The organism is Crocosphaera sp. Alani8 (assembly GCF_038442745.1).
In the GTDB taxonomy this organism is placed as follows: domain Bacteria; phylum Cyanobacteriota; class Cyanobacteriia; order Cyanobacteriales; family Microcystaceae; genus Crocosphaera.
Genome location: NZ_JARVCN010000101.1, coordinates 1 through 10462 on the forward strand (window position 1 = coordinate 1; position 10462 = coordinate 10462).

General features: G+C 39.4%; 11 protein-coding genes. 7 read left to right on the forward strand and 4 right to left on the reverse strand.

Annotated elements, in window-relative coordinates; all coding sequences use genetic code 11:
* The 7 genes from P9B04_RS07375 to P9B04_RS07405 all read left to right on the forward strand — a co-directional run.
* Window positions 1-610, forward strand: a 610-nt coding sequence (locus tag P9B04_RS07375; RefSeq protein WP_342054349.1) for a restriction endonuclease subunit S, incomplete at its 5' end; no start/stop codon positions are given.
* 48 nt (window positions 611-658) lie between these two features.
* Window positions 659-847, forward strand: a complete 189-nt coding sequence (locus P9B04_RS07380) for a hypothetical protein (protein WP_342054350.1) — start codon at window positions 659-661, stop codon at window positions 845-847.
* A 4-nt stretch (window positions 848-851) separates the two neighbouring features.
* A complete protein-coding gene (locus tag P9B04_RS07385; protein ID WP_342054351.1) occupies window positions 852-1229 on the forward strand; it encodes a hypothetical protein in 378 nt (125 codons plus the stop codon).
* Between the two features lie 4 nt (window positions 1230-1233).
* Window positions 1234-1470 carry a DUF4926 domain-containing protein gene (locus P9B04_RS07390; protein ID WP_342054352.1) on the forward strand — a complete coding sequence of 79 codons (237 nt, stop codon included), beginning with the start codon at window positions 1234-1236 and terminating at the stop codon, window positions 1468-1470.
* A 73-nt stretch (window positions 1471-1543) separates the two neighbouring features.
* A complete protein-coding gene (locus tag P9B04_RS07395; RefSeq protein WP_342054353.1) occupies window positions 1544-1756 on the forward strand; it encodes a hypothetical protein in 213 nt (70 codons plus the stop codon).
* The gene (locus tag P9B04_RS07400; RefSeq protein ID WP_342054354.1) at window positions 1756-1950 is read left to right on the forward strand and encodes a PIN domain nuclease; all 195 of its coding nucleotides are present in this window, start codon (window positions 1756-1758) and stop codon (window positions 1948-1950) included. Before P9B04_RS07395 ends, P9B04_RS07400 begins: the two co-directional genes overlap by 1 nt.
* Complete coding sequence (locus P9B04_RS07405; protein WP_342054355.1) at window positions 1937-4696, forward strand: type I restriction endonuclease subunit R; 2760 nt, start codon at window positions 1937-1939, stop codon at window positions 4694-4696. The genes P9B04_RS07400 and P9B04_RS07405 overlap by 14 nt, the downstream gene beginning before the upstream one ends.
* Window positions 4697-5177: 481 nt before the next feature.
* Here the strand turns inward: P9B04_RS07405 and P9B04_RS07410 are convergent, their stop codons facing one another.
* The 4 genes from P9B04_RS07410 to P9B04_RS07425 all read right to left on the reverse strand — a co-directional run bounded on the left by P9B04_RS07410 (window position 5178) and on the right by P9B04_RS07425 (window position 10271).
* The gene (locus P9B04_RS07410) at window positions 5178-5750 is read right to left on the reverse strand and encodes a hypothetical protein (RefSeq protein ID WP_342054356.1); all 573 of its coding nucleotides are present in this window, start codon (window positions 5748-5750) and stop codon (window positions 5178-5180) included.
* 90 nt (window positions 5751-5840) lie between these two features.
* Window positions 5841-7055, reverse strand: a complete 1215-nt coding sequence (locus P9B04_RS07415; RefSeq protein WP_342054357.1) for a type II secretion system F family protein — start codon at window positions 7053-7055, stop codon at window positions 5841-5843.
* 36 nt (window positions 7056-7091) lie between these two features.
* On the reverse strand, window positions 7092-8201 hold the full coding sequence (locus tag P9B04_RS07420; RefSeq protein WP_342054358.1) for a type IV pilus twitching motility protein PilT: 1110 nt from the start codon (window positions 8199-8201) through the stop codon (window positions 7092-7094).
* 36 nt (window positions 8202-8237) lie between these two features.
* Window positions 8238-10271: a GspE/PulE family protein gene (locus tag P9B04_RS07425; protein ID WP_342054359.1), complete on the reverse strand. Its 2034-nt coding sequence runs from the start codon at window positions 10269-10271 to the stop codon at window positions 8238-8240.
* Window positions 10272-10462 lie beyond the last annotated feature (191 nt).

A 10462-nucleotide genomic window follows, 5' to 3' on the forward strand; every position in this document is an offset into this window, starting at 1 on the left:
TGTAGGACCATGCCCGCTAACTAACACCCCACCCGCAAAAGTGACACGCTCCCAATATAGTTTCACTGGGGGACCTTTTGGCTCTGATTTAAAATCTTCTGATTATACAACAGAAGGCGTTAGGGTTATTCAGCTTCAAAATATAGGCGATGGGCATTTTTTAAATGATTATCAAATATTTACTTCTGAAATAAAAGCAGACCAATTAATAAGCTGTAATATATATCCAAATGATATTCTTCTTTCAAAAATGGGAGATCCTGTCGCAAGGGCTTGTATAGTTCCTGATTATCATGAACGCTATTTAATGTGTTCTGATGGTATTCGTTTAGTTGTTAATAAAAAGAAATTTGATATGTATTTTGTATACTCTTTTATAAATTCATCAATGTTTAGAAATAAAGCCGAAAGTGCAAGTTCTGGCTCAACGCGCAAGAGAATAGGTTTAACACAGCTAAGAAGCTTATCAGTGCTTTGTCCTACTCTAAAAGAACAACAAAAAATCGCCCAATTTCTCACTGCGATTGACCACAAAATCGACGCTGTTAGCCAACAAATCGACTGTATGGAACAATTCAAGAAAGGATTATTGCAAAAGATGTTTATTTAAAACTCTTTAAAAATAGGTTATAATAGTAAAAAGATATTAACTGTAAATATGGAAAAAGTAATCAAAAAAATTAACCAGAAAAACCAAACCAGTGACTTTAAATATTGGCAAAGTCAACCCCCTGTTAAACGCCTAGAAGCCCTAGAAGAAATTCGCCAAGACTATCATCAATATAGATATAATGCTGAACCAAGACTTCAAATAATTTATACAATTATTAAACGAAAATCAAGTTAAATCTTTGGTTATTGGAGGTTATGCAGTCGCCATTCATGGACATCCACGCTATACGAAAGATATTGATATTTGGATTGAAATGAGTCACGAAAATGCCCAAAAGCTAATGATTGCACTAACTCAATTTGGTTTTGGTAATGTGGGTTTATCAGCCGAAGATTTTCAAACTCAAGATCAAATTATTCAATTAGGTTATCCTCCTAACCGCATTGATATAATTACAACCCCTGATGGAGTTGACTTTGAAAAATATTACCAATCTAAAATAGAAATTACTATTGATAATAGTATCATTAACTTTATTGACTTAGAAAACCTTAAGTGTAACAAAAAAGCATCGGGAAGGCTTCAAGATTTAGCAGACTTGGAAAAATTACAATAGAACGATGAACAAAGCAGAATTATTTGATGTCATCGAACTTTTAACAGACATTCCTAAATTTAGCCTAAGAAAAGGAGAACAGGGAGCAATTATTGACGACTATCAAAATGGTGTTTTTGAGGTTGAATTTACTAACAAAAAAGGAGAAACTACTGCTCTTTTTTCCATCCCTGAAGATAAATTTACAGTTGTTTGGTGTGCTAAAACTGAGCAATGGTTAACCCCTATTATCTCTAATTAATGTGTCGCTATTTTAAGATTAAAAACAACGACTAGAATAACCTTGTATGAAGTTAAAATAAGGAGCAAACCCCATGTTAAACCTAGAATCAGCCATTGAAAAAATCAAGCAACTTTCCCCCGAACAACAAAAACAGGTATTTCAACTAATAGAATACCTCCAAGCAAAGCCTGAGAAAGTAGAAAAATCCTTTGCAGAAGTTGCTCATGAATTTGCTGGTTGTCTCGATAGCGACATAGAAGACCTTTCCCATAATCCTAAATACTTAGAAGGATTTGGCGAATAATGAGCAATCAGATTATTTTAGATACAGGTGCGTTAATTGCCTTTCTAATGCCAAAAGATAAATTTCATGACTGGGCAGTTACACAACTGACTCAAACAAACTCTTCATTAATTACTTGTGAAGGAGTTATTACAGAAGCTTGTTTTTTAAGTCAAAGAATACCAAAAGGACAAGAAACGATTGGAAAAACATAACCAGATTGAATTAAGTTCCGACGAATTTAAAAAAGTATTAAATCACCTCGATAAAGGCAATATTTTTGAACGTGCCAAACGCCTACGGGATAAAATGGAACTGACCAGAGATGATGGCAGCGTCATTTATCTCGAATTCATCAATATGGAACACTGGTATCAAAACCAGTATCAAGTTACCCACCAAATCAGCCAAAAAGGACGCTATAAAAACCGCTACGATGTCACTCTGCTGATTAACGGCTTACCTCTCGTACAAATTGAACTGAAACGCCGAGGACTAGAATTAAAAGAAGCTTTTAACCAAATTAATCGCTATCAAAGACATTCCTTTTGGGCAGATAATGCCCTCTTTCAATATGTTCAAATCTTCGTCATTTCTAACGGCGTAAATACCCGTTATTACGCCAACAACCGTAAACAAAGCTATAAAGAAACCTGCTACTGGGCTGATGAAAATAACCAACTCATCACCCAACTGGAAGACTTTGCCGACAGTTTCCTAGAAAAGTGTCACCTTTCTAAAATGATTTGTCGCTATATTGTTCTTCATGAATCAAACAAGGTTTTGATGGTGCTACGTCCCTATCAATATTATGCCGTAGAAGCCATTATTGAGCGTGTCAAAACCACCCCCAAAAAGGGCTATATTTGGCATACCACAGGCTCAGGAAAGACCCTCACCAGCTTCAAAGCAGCCCAGATACTCACCCGTTTGCCCAACGTCCATAAGGTCGTTTTCGTGGTGGATAGAGCAGACTTAGACTATCAAACCAGCCGAGAATTTAACCATTTTTGCCCTAATTCTGTCGATACCACCGACAAAACCAAACAACTCGTCAAGCAGATGGCAGGGACAAATAAACTCATTGTCACCACCATCCAAAAACTGAATACAGCTATCAAGAAACCACGCCATGAAGCAGCGATGGAAGCGTTACGCAATCAACCCATCGTTTTTATCTTCGATGAATGCCACCGTTCCCAGTTTGGTCAAACCCATAAAAATATTGTCAAATTCTTCCCAAAAGCCCAGATGTTTGGCTTCACAGGAACCCCCATTTTTGCTGATAATTCTGTCAGTAATGAACACGGAAAACGCACCACTAAAGACCTCTTTGAAGACTGCCTTCATAAATACGTTATCACCAACGCCATCGCCGATGAAAACGTTTTAAAATTCTCTGTGGAATACTGGGGAAAACTCAAACTTAAAGACGGCAGCCTGATCACCGAACCCAAATTAGATAGAGACTTCTACGAAAATCCTCAACGTATTTCTCTTATTATCGACTGGATTATTGAACACCATCACCGCAAAACCCACGGACTAAAATTCTCCGCCATGCTGTGTGTGAGTAACGTCGATACCCTTATCACCTACTACGAAATATTTAAGCAGAAAAAACAACAAGGAGAGCATAATTTACGGGTCATTACCATCTTTACCCCAGGAATAAATGAAGAAGACGACGATGCCAATGGACTGATTGGCGACCCTGATTTTGACATAAAAAATACCGCCTCCAGTTCCCACAGTCGAGACAAATTGGCTGACTTTATCAAAGACTATAATGACCTGTATAAAACCCAGCATTCACTTCGCGATAGTAAAGCCTTTTATGCCTACTATAAAGATATCGCCAAGCGCATGAAAGACCGAGATAGAGAGGACTTTAAAGACCAAGAACGGGCGGATATTCTCCTCGTCGTCAATATGTATTTGACCGGTTTTGATGTCAAAAAAATTAATACTCTTTATGTCGATAAAAACCTCAAATATCACGGACTCATTCAAGCCTATTCTCGTACCAATCGCATTTTAGGCGAACTAAAATCCCAAGGAAATATCGTCTGTTTTCGGAACCTTAAAGACCATACCGACGAAGCTATTACCCTATTTTCTAACGAGAATGCCAAAGAACAAATATTTATTGAACCCTATGAACATTATATAGAACAATTCAATCAAGGCGTAGAAGAATTAAGAGCCATTGCTCTCACCCCCAATGATGTCAATAAACTAATCAGCGAAGATGACCAAGTGGACTATGTCAAAGCCTTCCGTAAACTGATGCGCTTACTCAATGTCAGCAAATCCTTTACCGAGTTCAGCTTTTCTGACCTAGACATCGATGAGCAGAGTTTTGAAGATTATAAGAGCAAATACCTCGATATTTACGATAGAACCCGAAACAAACCCGAAGAAGACGACCCCTCCCCCGTTGAAGAAATCGATTTTGAACTAGAATTGATACAAAGGGATGAAATCAACGTCGCCTATATCCTCAGACTATTAGCCAAACTGCAACGGGATAGGCAAGACCAAGCCAAACAAGAAGACTATCAACAGAAAAAAGCTGACATCCTTAATATTATGGGCAAAGAAGCCCAACTACGGAGCAAACGGGAGCTTATCGAGAAATTTATTGAAACCCGTATGCCTGACCTTACCCCCGATGAAAAACTAGGCAAAGTCTTTAGTGATTTTTGGGATGAGGAGCGTATAGAAGCCATCAAAAAGCTCTGTGAAGAAGAGAACCTTATAGAAGATGCTATCAATAAGATGATGGAAAACTACCATTTTACGGGCAAACCACCCCTACGAGATACGGTACTGAGTGCCTGTATCCATAAGCCCAAATTGTTGCAACGCAAGAAAGTTTTTGAGCGCATTGTCGGCAAACTCATGGATATTATTACCCAATTTGACGATAATTTGGGCGATTTTGAAGAAGTAGAATGATGGTTTCTTGACATAAAATCCTCAACTGACATCTTGCACCAGCATATAAAAACTTAAATTAGTCAGCAGTAAGCAGTTCCTCACTCCGTTCCGGCGCTATCGCACAGCGTTTGGCTTTCATCTCTTAGCTGAAAGCGTTATAGCGATTTTCAATTGAGTGGCGAATCTCAGAATCTAACTTCTGCCTCCTGCCTCCTGCCTCAAAGCTAGAAACTTTTTAATCTATGCAAATGAAAACTGCTATAAGCATTGGTTTAATCTCACTCACAGCATAAGATAGAGATTGATCTGTTTCAACTGATGGCTGATAGCTGAACGCTGAACGCCTACAAACTAGCCAATTTTATACAAGATGCAAGATGTGAGTAAGATAGAGATTGGTCTGTTTCAACATTAAAGTATATGTTTTTATCCTTGAAAGGAGAAAAAAGTAAAAACGGAAGTATTTTTTTCATCGTCGAACTCACGTTGAAAATGGCGATCACTCCTTAATAGATTCTAAAATTTCCTCGCTTTCTTCAGAAATAGATTGTTGAATAATATAAGGTAAACAAGACCCTTTTAAACCCTTTTTGATTCTTTCTAAAGTATGTTCAAAAACCACAAATAAAGGATAAAATTTATCACCTCCTTCACTTAACATATGTGCTTCTTGTATAGGCATTAACCATTCATAATCTTTTTCTAAGTGAATTTGAGTTTGTCGCCAACGGCCTAATAAATGGGAAAAATCTTCGTGAGGACGATGAATAAAAATAAGAATTTCTGACCCTAATTTAATTTTCCATTCGGGATCGCACATCATGATAGCTAAATCGCAAGGTAATTGAACCGCCTCTTGAATATTAGGAGAACTTAGACGACTTTCGCTTAAAGATTTTGGTTGACGAACTTTAACAACTGGGAGAGGAATAGTAATTAAACTTTCTTCTGGACGGCGTAAACTCGGGAGCATTTCTAGATAAAAACGATGCTGTTTTAAGAGAGAAATAGCAGTCAAGCGATCGCTGTATTGGCATAAAAGTTGTTCGTAATGGGATGGTTTAATAGACATAAAAAATTAGTAATAAATAACCCCTTAAATTATTATAGAGACGTTTTTGTTAACGTCTCTATAAGTTGCAAATATTGACTTGTGAATTCCTTAAACCAGTTCGTCAAAGATTTTGAACATGGGTAGATACATAGATAAAAGAATAACCCCTACCATACCAGCAATACCAACCATCATTAAAGGTTCAATAACACTGGTTAAAGCTTTAACCGCTTGTTCTACTTCATCCTCATAAAAATCTGCTACTTTCATCATCATGGCATCCAGTTCCCCCGTTTCTTCGCCAATACAAATCATTTGAATAGCTAACTGAGGAAAAACATTGGCATTTTGTAGAGCTAAACTCATCATACCACCCTGTTGAATTTCTAATTGAGCCCCTGCTACTGCATTAGAAATAACCTTATTTCCCACCGTATTACAAACAATTTCTAAAGAGGTAAGAATAGGAACTCCAGAACGGGTTAAAGTTCCAAAAACCCGACAAAAACGTGCTACAGCAGACTTTTCATTTAAGTCACCAAACAAGGGCATTTTTAGAAGAAATTTATCAATTTGTAAACGACCGATAGGGGTTTTATAGTATTGTCTAATACCAAAGACTAAGACAATAGAACCCACAATAGGAATAAGAATTTTCCAGCTTCTCATAATACCGCTTAAGAAAAGCATGAATTGGGTTAATGCTGGTAATTCTGCCCCTAAATCTTGGAAAATTCCTGCAAAAACAGGAATCAAAAAGATAGTCATAGCAAAGAAAACAATCACTGCTAAAATACCTACCGTAACGGGATAAGCCATAGCTGATTTAATTTGGTTTTGTAGTCGGGCCATATCTTCGAGAAGTTTTGCCAAACGGTTCAATACTTCATCCAGAACCCCCCCAGTTTCTCCTGCTTCTACCATACTGACATACAGTTGATCAAAACAGTCAGGATGTTTTCCTAAAGCCTCGGATAAACTAATCCCTTGTTGCACTTCTGCACTAATAGCTAATAAAGCTTTTTTTAGTTTAGGATTTGTTGCTTGATCCGATAAAACTCCCAAACAACGAACAATAGCAACCCCTGCATTAATCATTACAGAGAACTGACGAGAAAAAACAGCTTTATCCTTAACACCAACGTTATTTAAAGCTCCGCTAAGGCCTGATAAATCAATCTGCATTCCTGCTTCTTTGATCTTGCCAATGCTAGGGTATTGCTGCCGAAGCATTGCTCTAGCTTGGTCGGGAGAAGTAGCTTCAACTTTTTGTTTAGTGATTTTTCCTTTTAAGTCCTTGACTTGAGCGATATAAGTAGGCATTTTATTTTATATAAGATAAACAGCAGTTAAAAAATTTTATCTACGACGAGATTTAGCTTTTGTTCCCATAGTTGCGCCACCGATTAACCGTTGTAATTCGTCAGGTTTAGCACTTTTAGACACCGCTTCTTCAAAAGAAATAGAACCACTAACAACTAGGTTAGCTAGAGCTTGTTCCATTGTTTGCATTCCTAGTTTCATTCCTGTTTGAATAGCGGAATAAATTTGACCAGCTTTTCCCTCTCGCATGAGGTTAGCGATGGCAGGAGTAACAATCATAATTTCTTGAGCCATCGCCCGACCAAATTCACCGGGTTTGGGTTTATGTTTCTTAACTAAACATTGACTAAACACAGCGATCAAAGAGTTAGATAACATCGCTCTAATTTGCGCCTGTTGATTAGCAGGAAATACGTCAACAATACGGTCAATAGTACCAGCAGCAGAATTAGTGTGTAACGTCCCAAAAACTAAGTGTCCGGTTTCTGCTGCAGTGATAGCTAAGCCAATGGTTTCTAAGTCCCGCATTTCCCCCACCAAAATGATGTCAGGATCTTCCCGTAAAGAAGCTTTTAAAGCATTGGCAAAAGATTTGGTATCTTCACCCTTTTGTCTTTGATGGAAGAGACTTTTAACATTAGGAAAAACGTATTCTATAGGGTCTTCAACCGTCAAAATATGTTCTTGTCGAGTGCGATTAATTAAGTCTAAAATTGCTGCTAAAGTAGTGGTTTTACCCGATCCCGTTTGGCCAGTAACTAACACCAAACCCCTGGGACGCTCAGCCATTTCTCGGACAATATTGGGCAGTCCTAACTGTTCAAAATTAGGAACTTTTGAAGATAAAGCCCGTAAACAAGCAGCGTAGCACCCACGCTCTTTGTAAACGTTCACCCGAAACCGCGCCAACCCCTTCACCCCATAAGAACAGTCTAATTCCCAGTTCTGTTCTAACTCTTTTCTTTGACTATTATTGAGCATACTGAAAATCAATTTTTGACTTTCTTGAGGAGAAAGAGGTTCGTCGTCAATAGGGGCTAATTTACCACTACTGCGGAAATAAATGGGCGCACCGGCTTGAATGTGCATATCCGAGCCTCCCATTTCCACCAGTTGTTCCATCAAGTCTTCGATCATCATGTCCATGAAATTTTCCTCCTTAAAATAAAATTAGACTAGTAATTAGGTAAATCTGGGAGTCATACAATAAGGACAGTCCATCCATTCTGGTTCCAGTACCGCAGAACAGGTTTTACACTCCAAAGAACTCTTGCGCTTAGCTTTCAATTCAGCCTCGAGTCCCGTATCTGTAAAGGTTACCCGTTCCACTTCTTCGAGAGTGGTGTAACCTTCTTGAACCAGTTGTAAGCTATAGGCAAGAATGGTGATCATCCCTTCTTCGACGGCAGCTTCCTTGATGCGATCGGTGGTTGCTCCCTCGTTAATTAAGCTTTGAACTCGCTCAGTATTCCGCATCACCTCGTAAACCCCAACCCGTCCCTTGTAACCACTACCGCCACATTTTGGGCAGAGAGTACCTTTTTCTTTGGCTTCGGCTATTTCGTCTGAGGTCAATTTATTGGCCTTGTAGATAGTGATTTCATCATCGTTAGAGACAGACAAACCAAAACGGGCTAATTCTGCTTTAGTGGGTTTGTAAGGGACTCGACATTCGCTACATACCCGACGCATTAATCGTTGCGCCAGTACCCCCAATAAGGCTCCAGAAATCATAAAAGGTTCGATCCCCATTTCATCCAGACGGGCGATGGCTCCGGGTGCATCGTTGGTGTGTAAGGTGGTTAACACCAAGTGACCTGTTAAGGCTGCTTCAATAGCGGTTTTTGCAGTTTCTACGTCCCTGGTTTCCCCCACCAGAATCACATCCGGATCTTGTCGCATGAATGCCCGTAAAATGGAGGCAAAATTCATCCCTTTTTCTCGAATCACCTGCACCTGGGTAATACCTGGTAAGGAATATTCGATGGGATCTTCGGCGGTGCTAATATTAACTTCGGGGTTATTTCTTTCGGCTAGAACAGAATATAGACTGGTAGATTTACCTGAACCAGTGGGACCAGTCACCAAAAATAAGCCAAAAGGACGACTGGCTAAGTCGCGGACAATTTCTAAGGTTTCTTGGTTGGTAATTAGTTTATCTAATCCCAATTGAGTAGCAGAGTTATCCAAGATCCGCAGACAAACTTTCTCCCCGTAACGACTGGGTAAGGTATTGACCCGAAAATCCACCTTGCGACCTTGATAAATACGTCGAATCTTACCGTCTTGAGGAAGACGACGTTCAGCGATGTCGAGATCCGCCATAATTTTAAAACGAGCTACCACCGCCGGGGTTACTTTTCGCGGTAGGGGGTCAAAAGCCTGTTGTAGCACCCCATCTTTACGGAAACGAACCCCAAGGGTTTCTTCTTGGGGTTCAACATGAATATCCGAAGTACCTTCTTGTAAGGCTTTAGCAAGTATTTTATTGACTAGATTAATAACAGGGGCTTGATCAGCATCGTTGCAGTCTAAGGCATCGTGACTGTCGTCGCTTTCTTCGGACATAGTTGCGTCGAGGTTGCCCACAATATCCGAGAGATCGGCCATTTTTTTAAGGGCTTGTTCTTTAGAAAGACGTTCGTTTTCTGCGTCAATCTCCCCTTTAAATTCATGATACTGTTCTAATAAACGGTCGTAATCTTCTTGGGTAATGACCATTCGCCGCAAATGCAGGTTTCTTGCCCTGAAGATACGGTTTAAGTCATCCTGGGCTGCTAGGTTATCCGGGTCAACCATGGCAACCAACACAGAAGGAGGTTCCCCTTCGTGTCGAGATAGGGGCAAAATTTTATGGCGACGACAAATATCGAAAGGGATCAAAGAATTGATCAGTTCGCCCATCTGCTTGTCGGCCACGGGGGAGACTTCGGGATCGATAGAGTCCACACCGTAGAGGATTTTTAGTTCAAATAGATGGTGTTTTTTGTACTGTCGTAATAAATCCGGGGATAAGGGTTCGCCGGTCATCACCTGTAACACATCGGTTAGGGGACGACCTGTTTTACGGGTTTCTACGAGGGCCTGTTTCATCTGATCTGGGCCGACGTATCCAGATTCGATCAGTTTATTCCCGAAGGGTGAAAAGTAATTGCGTAGGGCAACTGCCCGATTGCGTTTGGAAGAGGTTAAGTTGGCGGAAGACAAAGAGGACATAAGGCAGTAGTCGTAGTCTGCTTACTCCTTTATTGTTCCCAAAGCAGTGATCGAAGTTACCATGTCTCTATAAAATTTTTTTGTTAAAGCTTAAATATAAAGTTGTTTGTTCAATTTTTGTTATTTTTAGGAAATGATATAGCAGTTCCCATACTTGTGAGGTACAAATTTTTCTAGTTTTAGGAGTCAGG